This is a genomic window from Stenotrophomonas maltophilia (assembly GCF_013464485.1).
GTDB lineage: Bacteria > Pseudomonadota > Gammaproteobacteria > Xanthomonadales > Xanthomonadaceae > Stenotrophomonas > Stenotrophomonas maltophilia_AW.
Map to the genome: position 1 here is coordinate 18,549 of NZ_RAUX01000054.1, position 19,875 is coordinate 38,423.

General features: G+C 66.3%; 22 protein-coding genes. 12 read left to right on the forward strand and 10 right to left on the reverse strand.

The window, feature by feature from the left end:
* Nucleotides 1–26: 26 nt before the first annotated feature.
* The 8 genes from D7Y61_RS20345 to D7Y61_RS20380 form a co-directional block, all read right to left on the reverse strand.
* Nucleotides 27–416 (reverse strand): Na+/H+ antiporter subunit G, encoded by a 390-nt coding sequence (locus D7Y61_RS20345; protein WP_180868929.1) that lies wholly within the window; start codon nt 414–416, stop codon nt 27–29.
* On the reverse strand, nt 413–697 hold the full coding sequence (locus D7Y61_RS20350) for a K+/H+ antiporter subunit F (RefSeq protein WP_005411334.1): 285 nt from the start codon (nt 695–697) through the stop codon (nt 413–415). Before D7Y61_RS20350 ends, D7Y61_RS20345 begins: the two co-directional genes overlap by 4 nt.
* The gene (locus D7Y61_RS20355) at nt 694–1,200 is read right to left on the reverse strand and encodes a Na+/H+ antiporter subunit E (protein ID WP_049435698.1); all 507 of its coding nucleotides are present in this window, start codon (nt 1,198–1,200) and stop codon (nt 694–696) included. The genes D7Y61_RS20350 and D7Y61_RS20355 overlap by 4 nt, the downstream gene beginning before the upstream one ends.
* On the reverse strand, nt 1,197–2,732 hold the full coding sequence (locus D7Y61_RS20360; RefSeq protein ID WP_180868930.1) for a monovalent cation/H+ antiporter subunit D: 1,536 nt from the start codon (nt 2,730–2,732) through the stop codon (nt 1,197–1,199). The genes D7Y61_RS20355 and D7Y61_RS20360 overlap by 4 nt, the downstream gene beginning before the upstream one ends.
* Entirely contained in the window at nt 2,729–3,121 is a 393-nt protein-coding gene (locus tag D7Y61_RS20365) for a Na+/H+ antiporter subunit C (RefSeq protein ID WP_049428077.1), read from the reverse strand. The genes D7Y61_RS20360 and D7Y61_RS20365 overlap by 4 nt, the downstream gene beginning before the upstream one ends.
* A complete protein-coding gene (locus D7Y61_RS20370; protein WP_180868932.1) occupies nt 3,121–5,952 on the reverse strand; it encodes a monovalent cation/H+ antiporter subunit A in 2,832 nt (943 codons plus the stop codon). Before D7Y61_RS20370 ends, D7Y61_RS20365 begins: the two co-directional genes overlap by 1 nt.
* Nucleotides 5,953–6,284: 332 nt before the next feature.
* Nucleotides 6,285–6,779, reverse strand: coding sequence for a DUF962 domain-containing protein (locus tag D7Y61_RS20375; RefSeq protein WP_180868933.1), 495 nt, complete (start codon nt 6,777–6,779; stop codon nt 6,285–6,287).
* A gap of 323 nt (nt 6,780–7,102) precedes the next feature.
* Nucleotides 7,103–8,029 carry a phosphoribosylaminoimidazolesuccinocarboxamide synthase gene (locus tag D7Y61_RS20380; protein ID WP_029379835.1) on the reverse strand — a complete coding sequence of 309 codons (927 nt, stop codon included), beginning with the start codon at nt 8,027–8,029 and terminating at the stop codon, nt 7,103–7,105.
* A 141-nt stretch (nt 8,030–8,170) separates the two neighbouring features.
* Between D7Y61_RS20380 and D7Y61_RS20385 the strand changes: the two genes are divergently transcribed.
* The 10 genes from D7Y61_RS20385 (at nt 8,171) to D7Y61_RS20430 (ending at nt 16,809) form a co-directional block, all read left to right on the forward strand.
* A complete protein-coding gene (locus D7Y61_RS20385; protein WP_006399039.1) occupies nt 8,171–8,500 on the forward strand; it encodes a J domain-containing protein in 330 nt (109 codons plus the stop codon).
* Nucleotides 8,501–8,530: 30 nt separating this feature from the next.
* Nucleotides 8,531–9,205 carry a ribulose-phosphate 3-epimerase gene (rpe, locus tag D7Y61_RS20390; RefSeq protein ID WP_180868935.1) on the forward strand — a complete coding sequence of 225 codons (675 nt, stop codon included), beginning with the start codon at nt 8,531–8,533 and terminating at the stop codon, nt 9,203–9,205.
* 58 nt (nt 9,206–9,263) lie between these two features.
* Entirely contained in the window at nt 9,264–9,746 is a 483-nt protein-coding gene (locus D7Y61_RS20395; protein ID WP_180868937.1) for a GNAT family N-acetyltransferase, read from the forward strand.
* Nucleotides 9,747–9,992: 246 nt separating this feature from the next.
* The gene (gene yegS / locus D7Y61_RS20400) at nt 9,993–10,928 is read left to right on the forward strand and encodes a lipid kinase YegS (RefSeq protein WP_180868938.1); all 936 of its coding nucleotides are present in this window, start codon (nt 9,993–9,995) and stop codon (nt 10,926–10,928) included.
* Nucleotides 10,929–11,257: 329 nt separating this feature from the next.
* Nucleotides 11,258–12,733, forward strand: coding sequence for an anthranilate synthase component I (gene trpE / locus D7Y61_RS20405; protein WP_180868940.1), 1,476 nt, complete (start codon nt 11,258–11,260; stop codon nt 12,731–12,733).
* Nucleotides 12,734–12,800: 67 nt separating this feature from the next.
* Nucleotides 12,801–13,589: an SIMPL domain-containing protein gene (locus D7Y61_RS20410; protein WP_180868942.1), complete on the forward strand. Its 789-nt coding sequence runs from the start codon at nt 12,801–12,803 to the stop codon at nt 13,587–13,589.
* 2 nt (nt 13,590–13,591) lie between these two features.
* Nucleotides 13,592–14,179 (forward strand): anthranilate synthase component II, encoded by a 588-nt coding sequence (locus tag D7Y61_RS20415; RefSeq protein WP_014648668.1) that lies wholly within the window; start codon nt 13,592–13,594, stop codon nt 14,177–14,179.
* A gap of 16 nt (nt 14,180–14,195) precedes the next feature.
* Nucleotides 14,196–15,227: an anthranilate phosphoribosyltransferase gene (gene trpD, locus D7Y61_RS20420; protein WP_180868944.1), complete on the forward strand. Its 1,032-nt coding sequence runs from the start codon at nt 14,196–14,198 to the stop codon at nt 15,225–15,227.
* Nucleotides 15,228–15,301: 74 nt separating this feature from the next.
* Nucleotides 15,302–16,096 carry an indole-3-glycerol phosphate synthase TrpC gene (trpC, locus tag D7Y61_RS20425; RefSeq protein WP_108747535.1) on the forward strand — a complete coding sequence of 265 codons (795 nt, stop codon included), beginning with the start codon at nt 15,302–15,304 and terminating at the stop codon, nt 16,094–16,096.
* The gene (locus tag D7Y61_RS20430) at nt 16,093–16,809 is read left to right on the forward strand and encodes a haloacid dehalogenase-like hydrolase (protein ID WP_180868945.1); all 717 of its coding nucleotides are present in this window, start codon (nt 16,093–16,095) and stop codon (nt 16,807–16,809) included. Before trpC ends, D7Y61_RS20430 begins: the two co-directional genes overlap by 4 nt.
* Nucleotides 16,810–16,906: 97 nt before the next feature.
* On the opposite strand, the gene D7Y61_RS20435 is transcribed toward D7Y61_RS20430, so the two are convergent.
* Nucleotides 16,907–17,668: a sulfite exporter TauE/SafE family protein gene (locus tag D7Y61_RS20435; RefSeq protein ID WP_180868947.1), complete on the reverse strand. Its 762-nt coding sequence runs from the start codon at nt 17,666–17,668 to the stop codon at nt 16,907–16,909.
* Nucleotides 17,669–17,722: 54 nt separating this feature from the next.
* Nucleotides 17,723–18,412, reverse strand: a complete 690-nt coding sequence (crp, locus tag D7Y61_RS20440) for a cAMP-activated global transcriptional regulator CRP (protein WP_010482649.1) — start codon at nt 18,410–18,412, stop codon at nt 17,723–17,725.
* A gap of 149 nt (nt 18,413–18,561) precedes the next feature.
* On the opposite strand from crp, the gene speD reads away from it, so the two are divergent.
* The gene (speD, locus tag D7Y61_RS20445; RefSeq protein ID WP_005411315.1) at nt 18,562–19,356 is read left to right on the forward strand and encodes an adenosylmethionine decarboxylase; all 795 of its coding nucleotides are present in this window, start codon (nt 18,562–18,564) and stop codon (nt 19,354–19,356) included.
* Between the two features lie 168 nt (nt 19,357–19,524).
* Nucleotides 19,525–19,845 carry a DMT family transporter gene (locus D7Y61_RS20450; RefSeq protein ID WP_057497538.1) on the forward strand — a complete coding sequence of 107 codons (321 nt, stop codon included), beginning with the start codon at nt 19,525–19,527 and terminating at the stop codon, nt 19,843–19,845.
* The last annotated feature ends 30 nt before the right edge of the window (nt 19,846–19,875 follow it).

Genomic DNA, 19,875 nt, shown 5'->3' on the forward strand with positions numbered 1-19,875 from the left:
CCGACCAAGGTCGGCCTCTACCGGATTTACCGGCTCTGCGAACCCTCTTCCTCGCGCACCGGTTCCGGCGGCGGCAGCTGCTCTTCGGCGGCCGGCTCGTTGCCGGGCAGGCTGGGGCGGGTTTCCATCAGCAGCGACAGTGCGGCCTTGGCCATCATGTGCGCGCTGATCGGTGCGGTGATGAACAGGAATACGGTAATCAGCAGCTCGCGCGGCTGCGGGTCCTGGCCGAGGAAGATGTGGTAGCAGACCGAGCACACCAGCACGCAGCCCACGCCCAGCGTGCTGGCCTTGGTCGGTGCGTGCAGGCGCTTGAAGAAGGTGGACAGCTTCACCAGGCCCAGTGCGCCGACCAGGATGAAGAAGCAGCCGAACAGCAGCAGGACCGACAGGCCGATCTGGATCGCGGTGATCATTCGACGATGTCCCGGCGCAGCACGAACTTGCTCAGCACCACGGTGCTGCCGAAGCCGAGCATGGCGATGATCAGCGCCGCCTCGAAATAGATCGGCGAGTTGAGGTACATGCCGAACAGCATCAGTTCGGCGATCGCGGTCACCGACAGGGTGTCCAGCGCGAGGATGCGGTCGGGCACGGTCGGCCCGCGCAGCAGGCGCCAGGTGGCCAGCAGCATCGCCAGGCCGACCACGTGCATGCACACCACCAGGGTGGTCTGGATGACTTCAAAACCGGTCATGGGAAGATCTCCATCAACGGCGCCTCGTAACGGCGCTTGATCGTATCGATCAGGTCCTGCGGGTCCTCCAGGTGCAGCACGTGCACCAGCAGGTACTTGCGGTCGTCGCTGAGCGCGGCCGAGACCGTGCCCGGGGTCAGGGTGATCATGCTGGTCAGCGCGGCGATGCCGTGGATGTTGGCGATGTCCAGCGGCAGCCAGATGAAACCGGGGTGGATGTTCTTCTCCGGGCCCAGCACCTGGATGGCGACGCGGATGTTGGACATCAGGATGTCCCACAGGGTCACGCACAGCAGCTTGGGCAGCGGCCGCAGCGTGCCGATGCGGGCGAATTCGCGGTCCAGGCGTGCGGCGAACAGGGGCACCACCACGCCCAGCACCAGTCCCAGCACGATCTGGCCGAGGGTGAAGCTGTCGGACATCAGCAGCCAGAACGCCACCACCATGATGCTGAGCATCGGCGAGGGAATGACGCGGCGGAACAGGGAGCGCTGGGCGGTCATGGCTGGCGGATCTCCGGCGTGGTCGCGCGCAGCTGCTGCACGTACTCGCTGGGGTGCAGCAGCTGTGCAGCGGTGGCATCGGTGTAGCGCATCAGCGGGGCGGCGGCCAGGGTCATGCCGATGCCGTAGCCCAGCAGGATGCAGGCGGCGTACAACTCGACCCGGCGCAGGCGTGCCTTGCGCGGCTTCGGTGCATCGGCCTCGACAGGCGGCACGCGCCAGAACAGGCGGATGCCGCCGCGGGTCAGGCCCATGATCACCAGCAGGCTGCTGACCAGCACCGCGGTCCAGACCGGGCCGGTGTACTGCGCCGGCATGCCGGCCAGCAGCGCGGCCTTGGCCAGGAAGCCGGAGAGCGGCGGCAGGCCGGCCACCGATACCGCACCGATCAGGAACAGCACCGCGGGTGTTTCCTTGCCCGGCATCGGCGCCACCACTTCCTTGCGATCGCTGGCGCCGCCGCGGCGGCGACGGATCAGATCGGCAATGAGGAACAGCGCGGCGGCGACGAAGCTGCTGTGCGGCAGGTAATACAGGCCGGCCGAGAGCACCTGCGGGGTGCCGACCGAGAAGGCGATGAACAGCGTGGCCGCCGAGACGATCACCAGGTACGAGATCAGCACGCGCAGGCGGGTCGCGGCCAGCGCGCCAAGGCCGCCCAGCACCAGTGTCGCAACGCCGGCCCACAGCAGCCAGTCGCGGCCATAGCCGGCCATCGCGCCCGCGTCATCGCCGAACCAGAGCATCTGGATGCGCAGCACCGAGTACAGGCCGACCTTGGTCATGATCGCGAACAGCGCAGCCACTGCCGCCGGTGCACGCGAATAGGCTTCCGGCAGCCACAGGTACAGCGGCATCAGTGCGGCCTTGGCGCAGAACACCAGCAGCAACAGGCCCATCGTGGCCTTTACCAGCGTCAGCTGCGCCGGTGGTACCTCGGCGATGCGCTGCGACAGCTCGGCCATGTTCAACGAGCCCAGCGAGGCGTACAGCAGGCCCAGCGCGATCAGGAACAGGGTCGAGGCGGTGACGTTGAACACCACGTAGTGCAGGCCGATGCGCATGCGCAGGCCGCGGCCACCGCTGAGCAGCAGGCCGTAGGAGGCGATCAGCATCACCTCGAAGAACACGAACAGGTTGAAGATGTCGCCGGTCAGGAATGCACCATTCAGGCCGACCAGCTGGAACTGGAACAGTGCATGGAAGTGCGGTGCGCGGCGGTCCCAGCCCGAGCAGGCGTGCAGCAGGCAGGGAATGGCCAGCAGCAGGGTGGTCAGCAGCATCCACGCCGACAGCCGGTCGGCCACCAGCGCGATGCCCAGCCGCGACGGCCAGTCACCCAGCAGGTAGACGTTGATGTCACCGCTGGCCGTGCTGGCGAACAGCAGGCCCACCGCCAGCGCCAGCGCCGACAGCGCGGTCCAGGCCACCGCGCGCTGCACCCTCGGGCCGTAGCGACGGTGTTCGATGAACAGCGACAGCGCAGCACCCAGCAGCGGAATCAGGATCGGCAGGATCACCAGATGGTTCATGCGCGGTCCTCGCCCTGGCGCGGCGGCACGCTCTCATCCTGCAGGTCGTCGTCGGGCTCGTGGGCGTCCACGTGGTCGCTGTGGTTGTCGCTGCGGCTGCGCATGGCCAGCACGATGCTGACCGCGGTCATCGCAAACGCGATCACGATCGCGGTCAGTACCAGCGCCTGCGGCAACGGGTCGGTGTAGTTGCCGAGGTGGCTGTCCACGCCTTCCTGCAGCACGGGCGCCTTGCCCAGCACCACGCGGCCACCGGCGAAGATCAGCAGATTGGTGGCGTAGGACAGGAAGGTCATGCCGAGGATCACATCGAAGCTGCGCGCACGCAGCAGCAGGTAGATGCCGATGGCGGTCAGCACGCCGATCGCGGTAGCCAGGGCCAGTTCCATCAGTGCATCTCCCCGGTGCGGGCCGAACGGCGTTGCAGGTCGATCTCGCCCTTGCGGGCGGTGCGGGTACGCGAGGGCTTGATCGTGCCCATCATCGACAGCATCAGCATGGCGCCGCCGAACACCACCAGGTAGACGCCGATGTCGAAACCGATCGCGCTGGCCAGTGGCACGTCGCCGATCAGCGGCAGGTGCAGGTCGAGATGCCCGCTTGTCAGGAACGGCACGCCGAACAGCATCGACGCAGAACCGCTGAGGATGGCGATCAGCAGGCCCATGCCGATGCAGCGGATGTAGTCGAAGCCGAAGCGCGATTCCACCGACGCAGTGCCCTGGATCACGTACTGGATCAGCAGCGGCACCGCCAGCACCAGGCCGGCGATGAAGCCGCCACCCGGCGCGTTGTGGCCGCGCAGGAACAGGAAGATCGACACGGTCAGGGTCAGCGGGAACATGATCTGCGCCAGGTCGGCCGGCACCGGCAGCTTGATCGGCGGGCCGGGCATGATCTGCTCCGGTGCCATCCGCGTGCGGCGCAGCAGTGCGTGCACCACCAGCGCGGCGATACCGAACACGGTGATCTCGCCGAAGGTATCGAAGCCGCGGAAGTCGACCAGGATCACGTTGACCACGTTCTGGCCGTAGGCCTCGGGCAGGGCGCGGGCGAGCAGCTCGCCGGCCATGGTGTTCGGCGGCAGCGTCATCGCCGAATAGGCCAGCGCACCGAGGCCGGCGCCGGCGATGATCGCGATCACCGCGTCACGGCGCTTGCGCCAGCGCGGCCGCTCCGGCCCGGACTGCGCGGGCAGGTAGTTCATGCCCAGCAGCATCAGTACCAGGGTGACCATCTCCACCAGCAGCTGGGTCAGCGCCAGGTCGGGCGCGGACAGGAACACGAAGGTCAGCGCCACCATCAGGCCGACGCCGCCGACCAGCAGCACCGCCAGCAGGCGCTGCTTGTAGACGCGCAGGGTGGCCACTGCGCAGGCCATCATCACCAGCCACAACGCCCAGCCCAGCAGCGGCATCGGCTGCGGCGCGGTCCAGTTCGGCGAGGCCGGATTGGCGACGAACGGCGCGGCGGCAACCACGATCGCCACCAGCACCAGGCCCAGCAGCATGCGCTGCAGGCTGCCATTGGCGATGCCGTTGGTCAGGCGCATGGCCAGCGCGGAAATCGCATCCAGCTGCGCGTGGAAGACGTTGCGGCCGGTGGCGCGGGTTTCCACGCCGTGCAGGTTGATCAGCTTGCGCAGGCCGAAGTACAGCGCAACGCCGCCGACCACGCCGATCGCGCTCATCGCCAGCGGCAGGTTGAAGCCGTGCCAGACCGCCAAGCTGTATTCGGGCATGGCGGTGCCGAGGATCGACGCCGCGGCGGCATGCAGCACCGGCGCCACCGTCAGTGCCGGGGCCACGCCCACCGCGATGCAGATCACCACCAGCAGTTCCACCGGCACCTTCATCCAGCGCGGCGGCTCGTGCGGCACGCGGTCCAGATCGTGCGGGCCGGGGCCGAAGAAAGTGTCGTGCACGAAGCGCAGGCTGTAGGCCACGCCGAACACGCCAGCCAGCAGCGCGGCGATCGACACCGCCGTGCGCATCGCGCCCGGGCCGCCACCGGCGGTCAGTGCCTCGGCGAACAGCATTTCCTTGGACAGGAAGCCGTTGAGCAGCGGAATGCCGGCCATCGCCAGCGAGGCGATGATCGCCAGCGCGCTGGTGAACGGCATCAGCTTGCGCAGGCCACCCAGCTTGCGCATGTCGCGGGTGCCGGTCTCGTGGTCGATGATGCCGGCGGCCATGAACAGCGAGGCCTTGAAGGTGGCGTGGTTGAGGATGTGGAACACGCCGGCCACCACCGCCATCGGCGTGGACAGGCCGAACAGCAGGGTGATCAGGCCCAGGTGCGAGATCGTCGAATAGGCCAGCAGGCCTTTCAGGTCGTGCTGGAAGATTGCGTTCCAGGCGCCGATCAGCAGGGTCAGCGCGCCGATGCCGCTGACCGTATAGAAGAACAGATCGCTGCCGGCCAGCGCCGGGTGCAGGCGCGCCAGCAGGAACACGCCGGCCTTCACCATGGTGGCCGAGTGCAGGTAGGCCGAGACCGGGGTGGGCGCCGCCATCGCATGCGGTAGCCAGAAGTGGAACGGGAACTGCGCACTCTTGGTGAAGATGCCGGCCAGCACCAGGAACAGCGCATACGGGTACAGCGCACTGGCGCGGATCTGCTCGCCGGCGGCCAGCACCACGTCCAGGTCGAAGCTGCCGACGATGCGGCCGATCAGCAGCACGCCACCAAGCAGCGCCAGGCCGCCGCCACCGGTGATCACCAGCGCCATGCGCGCGCCTTCGCGGGCGTCCTGGCGGTGCGACCAGAAGCCGATCAGCAGGAACGAGCTGATGCTGGTCATTTCCCAGAAGATCATCATCAGCAGCAGGTTGCCCGACAGCACCATGCCCAGCATGGCGCCCATGAACAGCAGCAGGTAGCAGTAGAAGCGGTGCGCGTTGTCCTGCTGGCTCAGGTAGTAGCGTGCGTACAGCACCACCAGCGCACCGATGCCCAGCACCAGCCCGGCGAACATCCAGGCCAGCCCGTCCAGGCGCAGGGTGAAGTCCAGCCCGATCTGCGGCAGCCAGGGCACCAGGGTGCGGACCACCTGGCCATCGAGCACGGAGGGGGTGAGCCAGCCGAGGATGGCCAGCCCGCCCAACGGCGCCAGCGCCGCCAGCCAGGCAGCAGTCGAGCGCGAACTACGGGGGAAGGCCGCAACAGCCGCTGCCATCAGGAACGGCAGGGCCAGCAGCAGGGGCAGGCTGGGGAGCATGCAGGGAATCCATGATTCACGAGCAGGTCAGGGAGGATAACAGGCTGCGAAATGTCGCCGAAACCCATCGAACAGCGATCAATTGCATGTAACGTTCGCTGATTCATTTTTTCTGCGGCGCAGCATCACGTTCCAGCAGTCCCTCCCCGGTTGCCCTCGGGGACACCCTACGCCCACGCAGGGAGACCGCAGGCCCTGTCGCACAGGGGCTGCCGTCGACGGGCGGGAGGTGGGGAACGGATCACCGGTGCAGGCTGGCAGGGCCGTCGTGGAGTGCGGGTGACGGAATCTGCCCGTTCAGGAAACGGTGGCCGCCGTCGGCCACCAGCACGTCAGTAGCGCCAGTCGAGCTTGCGGTAGAACTTGGCCATCACCCAGGCCGGCCCGATCAGCAGGTAGGTCAGGTAGGTCAGGTCGGTCAGGAAGCTGGGTTTGCGGCCCTCGAACTTGTGGCCGATGAACTGCGCGATCCAGGCCACCACGAACACGCCCACCGCCAGCCAGAACAGGTTGTGCAGGCCGATTTCGGCCTCGAGCAGGCGGCACAGGCAGCCGAACACGAAGAACTGGATGAGCATGCCGATGCCCAGCGGGCGCGACAGCTTGTTGTAGAAGCACCAGGCGCTGAACATCGCGAACGCCGACCAGATGCCGTACTGGAACCAGGTGATCAGCGGCGGCAGGCACCACAGCAGGGCCACCACCGACCACAGGATCGCCGGTACCGCCACCACATGGATGCGCTGGTTGATCACATTGCGGTGGTCGTCGGAATAGCTGGCGAAGTAGCGGTCGATCGGCCGCGCAAGCTCGGTGGATGTCTGCATGCGGCCAGCATACTCCGCCGGGGCCAGGCGGTGAGGGCGCGTCGAATGGGGGGGGGCGACGGCTGGGGCCGACCGGCTGGGACTGACTGGGTGGGACTGACTGGGTGGGCGGACCGGCGGGGACCGGCCGGGTAGAGTCGACTGTTAGTCGACTAACGCGCGCAGCGCGGGGATTTTCGCCGTCGGAACGAAGAGCAGTCGACCAACAGTCGACTCTACCCAGTCCACCGCATTCCAGCAGTTTCCATCCCAGCCGATGCTTCCCGACGTCTGTCGCCGCCTTCAAGACGCCCCCAGCCTTTCCGGCCGGGGGCGCAGGTGGATCAGTCGACGCTGATCCCGGCCAGGCGCTGCAGCGCCTCGGCGTACTTGGCGCGGGTGCGCTCGATGATCTCGGCCGGGATGGTCGGGCCCGGGGCGGTCTTGCCCCAGTCCAGCGTCTCCAGGTAATCGCGCACGAACTGCTTGTCGTAGCTCGGCGGGCTGGTGCCCACTTCGTACTCGTCGGCCGGCCAGTAACGCGAGGAATCCGGCGTCAGCATCTCGTCCATGATGTACAGGCGGCCATCGGCGTCGGTACCGAACTCGAACTTGGTATCGGCCAGGATGATGCCGCGCTCGCGGGCGTAGTCGGCGGCGAACTTGTAGATGCGCAGCGTGGCATCGCGCACGCGCTCGGCCAGGTCCGCACCCACCTGCTTCACCATCGCATCGAAATCGATGTTCTCGTCATGGTCGCCGACGGCGGCCTTGGTCGAAGGGGTGAAGATCGGCTCGGGCAGCTGCTCGGCCTGGCGCAGGCCGTCGGGCAGGTCGATGCCGCTGACCTTGCCGGTGCGCTGGTAGTCCTTCCAGCCGCTGCCGATCAGGTAGCCGCGGGCGATCGCTTCCACCGGCACCGGCTTCAGCTTGCGGGTGACCACCGCGCGCTTGGCATACAGGGCGGGGTCCACGCCTTCGGGCAGCACGCTGGCCACGTCGATGCCGGTCAGGTGGTTGGGCATCAGGTGCGCGGTCTTGGCGAACCAGAAGTTGGACACCTGGCAGAGCATCTCGCCCTTGCCCGGGATCGGGTCGGGCAGCACCACGTCGAACGCCGACAGGCGATCGGTAGCCACCATCAGCAGGTAGTCGCCCGGCGGGGTCCCTGCAGGCAGCCGCTCGCGCGGGATATCGAACACATCACGCACCTTGCCGCGATGGCGCAAGGGCAGGCCGGGGAGATCGGATTGCAACAGCGTGGTTGGCACGGGCACTCCTGGGGCGTTGTCGATACGGCTGCCCAGCGGACCCGGCGGGCCCGCTGACCAGCGGGCGGCCTAGTGTAAAGCCGTCCGGGCCCGCTGTGACGTAAAATGAGCGTCCATTTCGTCGGTCGACCCCGGAGCGCCATGCGCTGGTACGGAAAACTGCTCGGATTCATCGCCGGTGCCCTGCTGTTCCGGCCCAATCCGCTGTTCGGCGCGGTGATCGGCCTGTTGATCGGCCATGCCTTCGATTCGGACTGGTTCCGCCTGAACAAGGAGAACCCGTACCGGGAGCTGGGGCTGACCTCCGAAGCCACCGATGCCGAGGTCGAGCGCGCCTATCGCAAGCTGATCTCGCAGTACCACCCCGACAAGCTTGGTGGCGCCGCTCCCGAGCTGCAGCAGCAGGCCGAGCAGAAGTCGCGGCGGATCAATGCCGCCTACGACCGCATCAAGACCCTGCGCAAGCGCTGACCCTCTTTCCCCTCGTTGCAAGGCCCGGCCATGCCCAACTGCCTCATCGCTCCGTCCATCCTGTCCGCCAACTTCGCCCGCCTCGGCGAGGAAGTCGACAACGTCCTCGCCGCTGGCGCCGACTGGGTCCATTTCGATGTGATGGACAACCACTACGTGCCGAACCTGACCATCGGCCCGATGGTCTGCCAGGCGCTGCGCAAGCACGGCGTCACCGCGCCGATCGACGTGCACCTGATGGTCGAGCCGGTGGACCGCATCATTCCCGATTTCGCCGAGGCCGGTGCCACCTACATCAGCTTCCACCCGGAAGCGAGCCGCCACGTGCACCGCACCATCCAGCTGATCCGCTCGTTGGGCTGCAAGCCGGGCATCGTGCTGAACCCGGCCACCCCGGTGGACATCCTGGACTGGGTGCTGGACGACCTGGACCTGGTGCTGCTGATGTCGGTCAACCCGGGCTTCGGCGGCCAGGCGTTCATTCCCTCGGCGCTGGACAAGCTGCGCGTGGTGCGCCAGAAGATCGATGCCAGCGGCAAGGACATCCGCCTGGAGATCGACGGTGGCGTGAAGGCCGACAACATTGGTGAGATCGCCGCCGCCGGCGCCGACACCTTCGTTGCCGGTTCGGCCATCTTCAACGCCAGGACCAGCTACCAGGACGTGATCGCGCAGATGCGCGCCAACGTTGCCGCCGCCCGCTGACAAAAAGGGACGGAGGGGATTAGTCTCGTTTGATTCCCCCCGTCCCCTTTATCTGCGCATGGCACTGTTGAACATCCGTCCGGCCACCGTGGCCGATGCTGGCCTGATCCTGCATTTCATCCGCGAACTGGCCATCTACGAGAAGGCCGAGCACGCGGTTCAGACCGACGAGATCGGCATTGCCGAGAGCCTGTTCGGCGCCGATGCGACCGCACGCGCGCTGATCTGCGAAGCCGACGGCGAAGCCATCGGCTATGCGGTGTACTTCTACAACTATTCCACCTGGCTTGGCCGCAAGGGCATCTACCTGGAAGATCTGTACGTCAGCCCGGAAAAGCGCGGCGGCGGCGCCGGCAAGGCACTGCTGAAGTACATCGCGCGCCAGGCCGTGGCCGAAGGCTGCGGTCGCTTCGAATGGTCGGTGCTGGACTGGAACACCCCGGCCATCGAGTTCTACACCGCCGCCGGCGCGAAGCCGCAGGACGAATGGACGGTGTACAGGTTGCAGGGCCAGGCGCTGCACGATTTCGCCAACGGGTGAGGCGTGTGGTGGGGCAAACCCAACCCGGTGGGTGCGAACCTTGGTTCGCACGATCCCCGTGCACAAAAAAAGGCCACGCCAATCACTGGCGTGGCCTCGCTGCATGCGTGGGAGGCTGATCCTGCCTCCATCCGTCGTCCCTGCTATGGCCTTCCATTCTCCAGCAGCTGAATGACACCTGCGTGACATTCACCGCGGGCAAACAGCACGTTGCTAGCCTGTGCAACCCCTTCACGGAAGCACCGCATGACCACCCCGCGCTGGCGCCTGATCCTCAACGGCAAATCCGCAGGCAACGATGACCTGCGTGAGGCCGTTGGCCACTGGCGCGGGCAGGGCGTGCAGCTGGAGGTGCGGGTGACCTGGGAAGACGGCGATGCTGAGCGCTACGTGGCCGAGGCGATCGATCATGGCGTGGATGTGATCGTTGCCGCCGGTGGCGACGGCACGCTCAGCGCGGTGGCCGAGACACTGGCGCATCGTGATGAACCGGCAGATGTACTGCCCTCGCTGGCGCTGATCCCGATGGGGACCGCCAACGATTTCGCTACGGCCGCTGGCATTCCGAGCGAGCCGAAGGAGGCTTTCGCGCTGATCGGCCATGTGCCGGCACGGTCGATCGATCTGCTGCGTGTGGACGCCGATGGAACGCCGTGGTGGTGCGCCAATCTCGCAAGCGGTGGTTTCGGTACGCAGGTCACCGTTGAGACCGATGCCGGCCTGAAGAAGATGCTGGGCGGGCTGGCCTATGTGATCACCGGCATCGCAAAACTGGGGCGCATCGAGCCGATCAACGCACGCCTGTCGGGGCCGGACTTCGCCTGGGAAGGTGACTTCATCGCGCTGGGCATCGGCAACGGTCGCCAGGCCGGTGGTGGCCAGCAGCTGTGTCCGCAGGCACTGATCGATGATGGGCTGCTGGATGTGACGGTGCTTCCCGAGCTGGAAGGCGAAGTCACCGCCACCCTTGGCCAGATGCTGAAGTCCGGTACCCAGGCCGCGCTGGAGCAGCTGGCCACGCGTGCGCGCCTGCCGTGGCTGCAGATCGAATCGCAGCGTTCGTTGACCCTCAACCTGGACGGCGAGCCGGTGCAGGCCCGCCAGTTCCGCATCGAGTGCGTGGCAGGCCGGGTGCGCATGCATCTGCCGGACGGTTGCCCGCTGCTGGGCGGGCAGGGGTAGCGTCGACTGGGTAGAGTCGACTGTTAGTCGACTAGCGCGCGTAGCGCGGGCATTTCCGGCAACTGATGGAAGAGCAGTCGACTAACAGTCGACTCTACCGGTTTCCGCGCCGATCGCCGCCGCGGTCCCCATCACCGGCCCCGCCGCCGGCCCGGCGCTTGCCGTGGTTCAGGTTCACAGGGTTTCCCTCCCGCCGATCCTGCGATACAGTCAAGGGGTGTCCAGCCTGACGACCCCGCATACCCTTTCTTCCGCACGCCGTTGGTGGCGATGGTGGCCCGTTGCCGTCGTCCGCCCCCATAACGCTGTGTCCCGGAAGGAAAGTCGTCTTGAATTCGCACGCTCAGTTTCAGCTGCAGGCCGCTGAAGGCCACACCCATATCCCCGTTGTCCGCGAAGTGCTGTCCGACCTGGACACGCCGCTTTCGGTCTATCTGAAGCTCGCCGACGGCCCCAATACCTACCTGTTTGAATCCGTCGAAGGTGGCGAGCGCTTTGGTCGCTACTCGATCATCGGCCTGCCGGCACGTCGCGTGTATGCCTTCCACGGCCACACGTTGACCGTGCGCGAGGACGGCCAGGTGGTGGACACCCGCGAGGTGGCCGACCCGTTCGCCGAGGTCGAGGCGCTGCGCAGCGCCCACTCGGTGCCCAAGCTGGAAGGCCTGCCGGGCTTCACCGGTGGCCTGGTCGGCTGGTTCGGATTCGAGTGCATCGGCTACATCGAGCCACGCCTGGCCCCGCCAGCGGGCCGCGATGAGCTGGGCACCCCGGACATCCTGCTGCTGGATTCCAACGAGCTGGCGGTGTTCGACAATCTCAAGGGCCGCCTGTACCTGATCGTGCACGCCGACCCGCGCGTCAAGGGCGCGTTCGAGCAGGCGCAGGCGCGCCTGGATGCGCTGACCGCCAAGCTGCGTGCACCGGGTGCCGGTTATCCCGCTCCGCTCAACAGCGACGTGCTGGATGAATCCGATTTCGTCTCCGGTTTCACCCGCGAAGGCTTCGTCGATGCGGTCCAGCGCAGCAAGGAATACATCCGCGCCGGTGACATCTTCCAGGTGGTGCTGAGCCAGCGCCTGAGCGTGCCGTTCAAGGCGCGCCCGGTGGATGTGTACCGTGCGCTGCGCGCATTGAATCCGTCGCCGTACATGTATTTCCTCGATGTCGGCGACCTGCAGGTGGTCGGCTCGTCGCCGGAGATCCTGGTGCGTCTGCAGGACGGCGAAGTCACCGTGCGCCCGATCGCCGGCACCCGCCCGCGCGGCGCCACCGTCGAGCAGGACCTGGCGCTGGAAGCCGAGCTGCTGGCCGATCCGAAGGAGCGCGCGGAGCACCTGATGCTGATCGACCTCGGCCGCAACGATGCCGGCCGCGTCTCGAAGGCCGGCACCGTGGAAGTGGGCGAGCAGTTCGTGATCGAACGCTACAGCCACGTCATGCACATCGTCAGCGAAGTGACCGGGCAGCTGCAGCCGGGCCTGAGCTATGCCGACGTGCTGCGCGCCACCTTCCCGGCCGGCACGGTCAGTGGTGCGCCGAAGATCCGCGCGCTGGAAGTGATCCGCGAGCTGGAACCGATCAAGCGCAATGTCTACGCCGGCAGCATCGGCTACATCGGTTGGCATGGCGATGCCGATACCGCGATCGCGATCCGCACCGCGGTGATCAAGGATGGGCGCCTGTATGTGCAGGCCGGCGCCGGCATCGTCTACGACTCGGACCCGGACAAGGAATGGGACGAGACGATGAACAAGGGCCGTGCGCTGTTCCGCGCCGTCGCCCAGGCCGCCAAGGGCCTGTAAGCCTGCCTCGCCACGGCCACCGCGCCGTGGTCGTTCCGCTGTTCCCGTTCAAGACAAGGAGTACTGCATGAAGCTGCTGAGCGCATTGCTGTGGTCGTCACTGCTGGCCACGATGGCCCCCTCCGCATTGGCGCAGGCAAATACCATTCCCTCGCAGCCGCACCTGCTGGTGAAGGGCGAGGCGCGCCGCGTGGTGATGCCGGACCGGTTCGGCCTGCAGTTGAACATCGAAGAGACCGACATGGATGCCGACGCCGCGCGCCGCCGCGTGCAGGACAACGTTGCCCGCGTGCTGGCGGTGTTCAAGCAGAACAAGGCGGTGGACGGCAGCGTGCGTGCCGACAACCTGCGGATCGGTCCAGCCCATCGCTATGACAATGGCAAGCAGGTTTTCATCGGTACCCGCGTGGCGCGCCAGCTGCGTGCGAGCTTCGCCAGCGTGCAGGCCATGCAGGCAACGCTGGGTGCACTGAAGGCCAATGAGCACCTGCAGGTCAGCAGTGTCGCCCCGACCTACTCGGGCGAAGTGGCGCTGCGCCGCGAACTGAAGGGTGAGGCGGCAGCGAAGACCCGCGAGTCCGCGAAGGGGCTGGCCAAGGCCTACGGCACCCAGCTGCGCGGCCTGTACAGCATCTCCGACGTTGCCCCGGACTTCGCCTATGGCATCCAGGCCGGCCGATGGCCGCAGCCGGTCGAGGATGACGTGAGCGGTGTGCCAGAGGCGCGCCTCACCGATATCGTCCTGACCGGCAGCGCTGCAGCGCCCGCACCCATGGCGCCGGAGTCGATCGAAGCCGGCCCCATCACCTACGCCGAAAACGTGTACGCCATTTTCCTGATAAGCGACGGAACCTGACCATGTTGTGGATGATCGACAACTACGACAGCTTCACCTACAACCTCGTGCAGTACCTGCAGACGCTGGGCGCCGAAGTGAAGGTGGTGCGCAACGATGCGATGAGCGTGGACGAGATCGCCGCGCAGAAACCCGAACGCATTGTCATTTCGCCCGGCCCATGCACGCCCAACGAAGCGGGCGTGTCGCTGGAACTGATCCAGCGCCTGGGCCCGACCACGCCGATCCTCGGCGTGTGCCTGGGCCACCAGGGCATCGGCCAGGTCTACGGCGGCACGGTCATCCGCGCCGGCAACATCATGCACGGCAAGACCTCGCCCATCCGCCATGAAGGCAAGGGCGTGTTCGCCGGCCTGCCGGACCGCTACCAGGCCACCCGCTACCACTCGCTGGTGGTGGACAAGAACAGTCTGCCGGACTGCCTGGAAGTGACCGCCTGGACCGAGAACGACGACGGCTCGATCGAAGAGATCATGGGCCTGCGCCACCGCCAGTTCCCGGTGGAAGGTGTGCAGTTCCATCCCGAATCCATCCTCACCGAACACGGCCACGCCCTGCTGCGCAATTTCCTGCAGCGCCCGGCGGCCTGATCCAAGGAGCATTCCCATGAGCTTCTCCCCCCAGGAAGCCTTGCATCGCACCATCGAACACCGCGAAATCTTCTTCGACGAAATGGTCGACCTGATGCGCCAGATCATGCGCGGCGATGTCTCGCCGATGATGACCGCCGCCATCCTCACCGGGTTGCGCGTGAAGAAGGAGACCGTGGACGAGATCGCCGCGGCGGCCACCGTGATGCGTGAATTCGCCCGGCCAGTGCCGGTGGCCGATACCTCCAACCTGGTTGATATCGTCGGCACCGGTGGCGATGGCTCGCACACCTTCAACATCTCCACCTGTTCGATGTTCGTGGCCGCCGCCGCCGGTGCGCGCGTGGCCAAGCATGGCAACCGCAGCGTGTCGTCCAAGTCCGGCAGTGCCGATGCGCTGGAAGCGCTGGGCGCGGTGATTGAACTGCAGCCGGATCAGGTGGCAGCGGCCATTGACCGGACCGGCATCGGCTTCATGTTCGCGCCGATCCACCATCCGTCGATGAAGGTCGTTGCACCGGTTCGCCGCGAAATGGGCGTGCGCACCATCTTCAACATCCTCGGCCCATTGACCAACCCGGCCAGCGCGCCGGCGGTGCTGATGGGCGTGTTCCATCCCGATCTGGTCGGTATCCAGGCACGCGTGCTGCGCGAGCTGGGCACCGAGCGTGCCATGGTGGTCTGGGGCCGCGACAACATGGACGAGATCTCGCTGGGTGCCGGCACGCTGGTCGGCGAGTTGCGCGACGGCAAGGTGCGCGAGTACGAGATCCATCCCGAAGACTTCGGTATTGCCATGTCGGCCAGCCGCAACCTGCGCGTGGACGGGCCGGAGCAGTCCATCGCCATGCTGCGCGCGGTGCTGGACAACGAACCCGGCCCGGCGCTGGACATCGTTGCTCTGAACGCCGGTGCGGCCCTGTACGTGGCCGGCGTGGCCAGCGACATCGGCGACGGCCTGGCCCGTGCGCGTGCCGCCATCGCCAATGGCAGCGCCCGCCAGCGCCTGCAGCAGTATGTTGAGACCACCCGCGCGCTGGTTGCCTGAGCGCGCGGTTCAGCCTGATCCCCTCGATGGCCGATAATGGCCGTCCTCACCGCCCCCGCACCGAACCGACGACGATGAGCGACATCCTGCAGACGATCCTGGCCCGCAAGGCCGAAGAAGTGGCCCAGCGCCGCGCCCAGCGCCCGCTGGAGGCGCTGCAGGCCGCGCTGGCCAGCGCCCCGCCGGTACGTGGCTTCGTGCGCGCGCTGCAGGCGGCGGTGGCCAACGGCGACCCCGCGGTGATTGCCGAGGTGAAGAAGGCCAGCCCCTCCAAGGGCGTGATCCGCCCGGATTTCCGCCCGGCCGACATCGCGGTCAGCTACGAGTTCGGCGGCGCCAGCTGCCTGTCGGTGCTGACCGACGTGGACTTCTTCCAGGGCGCCGACGCCTACCTGCAGCAGGCCCGCGAGGCCTGCACGCTGCCGGTGCTGCGCAAGGACTTCGTGATCGACGCCTACCAGGTGTATGAAGCGCGCGTGCTGGGCGCCGACTGCATCCTGCTGATCGTCGCCGCGCTGGACGACACCCAGCTGGCCACCCTGTCCGAACTGGCGCTGTCGCTGGGCATGGACGTACTGGTGGAAGTGCACGACATCGACGAACTGGAGCGTGCACTGCAGGTGCCGGCGCCGATGATCGGCATCAACAACCGCAACCTGCGCACCTTCGAGGTCTCGCTGCAGACGACCCTGGACATGCAGAAGGCGGTGCCGCGCGACCGTCTGCTGGTGACCGAGAGCGGCATCTTGGGCCCGCAGGACGTGGCGCTGATGCGCGATGCCGGCATCCATGCGTTCCTGGTCGGCGAGGCCTTCATGCGCGTGGAAGAGCCGGGCGAGGGCCTGCGTCAGCTATTCTTCGCGGCATGAAAACGCACTATCCGACGCCGCGCGACGATGCGCCGCTGGTGGTCTTCGATTTCGACCACACCCTCTACGACGGCGATTCGGGCACCCATCTGTTCGCCTCGCTGATCAAGCGCAACCCGTTGCGGATGCTGGCGGCGCTGCTGGTCACGCCGATCGCCGGGCCGATGGTGGCGCTGCTGCCGACCCGTCGTGCCGGTATTTCGGTCTATGTGTGGATCGGCAGTTTCGGCCTGCACCGTGCGCGCGATTTCAACAAAGTCATCGACGCCTATGTGCTGCGCAATGAGGCGCAGATGCGCGCCAAGCTGCTGCCGCAGGCGCTGGAGGTCTTTGCGGCGCATCGCGCCAAGGGCGACCGCGTGGTGGTCGCCACCGGGGCGCCGCCGGAGCTGGCACGTGCGATCCTGGCCTTTGTCGCCCATCAGGACGTACCGGTGATCGGCACCGAGGTCGGCCCGCGACTGGGCGGCGTCGGCCCGACGCGCCACTGCCACAACGAAGAGAAGATGCGCATGCTGCGTGAGCGCGGCTATGGGCAGATCGACATCGCCTACTCGGACAGCACGGCCGACCTGCCGCTGCTGCTGGCTGCCAAGGCGCCGGTGGTGGTGAACCCGAAGCGCTCCAAGGTGGATTTCTTCCGCAGCGTGCTGCCGGCCGGCACCCGCATCCTCAACTGGGGCTGCGTGGACCGCGGTGGCGACAAGGCCTGATCCGGGCCTGTTGTAGAGCCGAGCCATGCTCGGCTGCACTTCGTTGCGGTATACGTGCGCCATCAGCCGAGCATGGCTCGGCTCTACAGGGGATGCTTCAGCGGTACAGGTGCCCGTACACCGCGTGCCCGATCTGGAACAGACTGATGCCCAGCACCAGCACGCCGACGGCCACCAGTACCCAGCGCTCCTTCACCCGCTTGACCAGGATGGCCGCCACCGGCGCGGCCATCATGCCGCCAATCAGCAGGCCGGCGACGATCTGCAGGTGCTGCACGCCCATCGACAGCAGGAACGTGGCCGAGATGGTCAGGGTGACGATGAACTCGGCGGCATTGACCGTGCCGATGGTGGTGCGTGCCTGGCCACCACGGGCGAGCAGGGTGGAGGTGGCCACCGGGCCCCAGCCGCCACCGCCGCTGGCATCGAGCAGGCCGGCGAAGAAGCCCAGCACCGGGACCCGGCGGATCTCGCCCTTGGGCATCCAGCGTCCCGCGGCGCGGGCCAGGATGATGATCGCCAGCACCAGCAGGTACAGGTAGATCAGTGGGCGGATGATCTCGCCAGGGATCTGGGTGAGCACGTAGGCACCCACAGCACCGCCTACCGCGCCGGGCAGGGCAAGGCGCAGGAACAGGCGTTTATCGACATTACCGGCAGCCAGATGCGACACCCCGGACGCTCCGGTGGTGAACACTTCCGCGGTGTGGATGCTGGCGCTGACCTGTGCCGGGGGCAGGCCCATGCTCAGCATCACCGAGGAGGACACCAGGCCGAAGGCCATGCCCAAAGCGCCATCCACCAGCTGTGCGCCCAGGCCGATGAGGATGAACCACCAGAATTCGCTGCTCAGTTCCATGCACCGAGCCTAGCGCGCGAAGGAGTGCGGACCAAGGTCCGCACCCACCGGCGATCAACGGGTGCCGTACAGCACCACGGTCTTGCCTCGAGCATGCAACAGGCCGTCGGTCTGCAGCTTCTTCAGCACGCGGCCGGCCATCTCGCGCGAGCAGCCGACCAGGCGGGCCAGTTCCTGGCGCGAGACGCGCAGCTGGCTGCCCTGCGGGTGGCTCATGGCCTCCGGCTCCTGGGCCAGGTCGTGCAGAGTGCGCACGATCCGGTCGGTAACGTCCAGGAATGCCAGGCGGCTGGCCTTGCGGCTGGTGTCGAGCAGGCGCTTGGAGATCTGCTGGCCCAGCGCGTACAGCAGGCGTGGGGCATCGGCCGACAGCGGGCCGAGGAACAGCTGATGCAGGCGCTCGTAGCTGATTTCGGCCAGCTCGCAGGCGGTACGGGTCCTCAGGATCACCTCGCGGCGGTCCGATTCAACGAACAGGCCCATCTCGCCGACGAACTCGCCAGCACCGAAGTAGCCCAGTACCAGTTCGCGGTCGTCATCTTCCTCGGCCATGATCGAAACCGAGCCGCTGATGACGTAATACAGGGTTCCCGCCGGGTCACCGGGTCGGAAGACGTCGGTACGGGTGGGGTATCGCCGCCTGTGGCTGTGCGCCAGGAAACGATCGATTGTGGCGATATCCAGGGCCAGTGGACTGCTAGCTAGGCGCACGGTTGACACGATAGGAGCGCTCCCTCTGCGCATGAACGGATTCACGGGGTCGATAACGGAGCTTAACCAGCGCAATTGTTAAGGGCAAACAGTGTGCCAGATGTGAGCGATCTTCACGTTCCCCCCGGGGGCGGTTTGCCCCATAATTCCCCCTTTCCCTTCTTACACAGGAATCGACCGCCGTGGTCAAGCCGTTGCCTCGCCTGAGGCTGCAGGGTTTCAACAACCTCACCAAGGCGCTGAGCTTCAACATCTATGACGTGTGTTACGCGCGCACCGAAGAGGAGCGTCAGCGTTACATTGAATACATCGATGAAGAGTACAACGCCGACAGGCTGACTCAAATCTTGACCGATGTCGCCGAGATCATCGGCGCCAACATCCTGAACGTGGCCCGCCAGGACTACGACCCGCAGGGTGCCTCGGTGACCATCCTGATCTCCGAAGAACCGGTGATCGACAAGAAGCTGGCTGGCAAGGAGCTGATCTCCGATGCCGTGGTCGCGCACATGGACAAGAGCCACATCACCGTCCATACCTACCCGGAAACCCATCCGCAGGAAGGTATCGCGACGTTCCGTGCGGACATCGACGTGGCCACCTGTGGCGTCATTTCGCCGCTGAAGGCCCTGAACTACCTGATCGAGAGCCTTGAGTCGGACATCGTGATCATGGACTACCGTGTCCGTGGCTTCACCCGCGATGTGAAGGGCAAGAAGCACTTCATCGACCACAAGATCAACTCGATCCAGAACTTCCTGGCCAAGAACATCAAGTCGCGTTACGAGATGTTCGACGTCAACGTCTACCAGGAAAACATCTTCCACACGAAGATGCACCTGAAGGACTTCGATCTGGACCAGTACCTGTTCGAGGAAAAGGCCAAGAACCTGTCGTTCAAGGAACGCATGAAGATCGAAGCGCTGCTCAAGCGCGAGATCGAAGAGCTGTTCCACGGACGCAACCTGTCCGAGTAAGCCTCATGCGCGATGCCCACAGGCATCGCCACCCAGGCGGGACGACCCGCCCCGTGGAACCTGTGTTGCGCAAGCGGTATAGTTCCACGGTGATGTACCGACCCACGGCCCGGTGTGAAAACACCGGGCCGTTTCGTTTTTGTCAAAAAAGGTAAGGAGCCCCCACCCATGCCCTGGATCTACCTGTTGCTGGCCGGTCTGTTCGAGATCGGTTTCGCGCTTGGAATGAAGTACTCCGAAGGCTTCAGCAAACCCCTGCCCACCGTTGCCACGGTGGTGTCCGCACTGATCAGCCTGTACCTGATGAGCCAGGCGATGAAGAGCATCCCGGTCGGTACGGCCTATGCGATCTGGACCGGCATCGGCGCCCTGGGCGTGGCGGTGCTGGGCATCTACCTGTTCAACGACAGCGCCTCGCCGGCCCGCCTGGCCTGCGTGGGCCTGATCGTGGCCGGCGTGATCGGCCTGAAGCTGGTGTCGCCCAACTAAGGGGTAGTGCCGGCCGCTGGCYGGSAATCC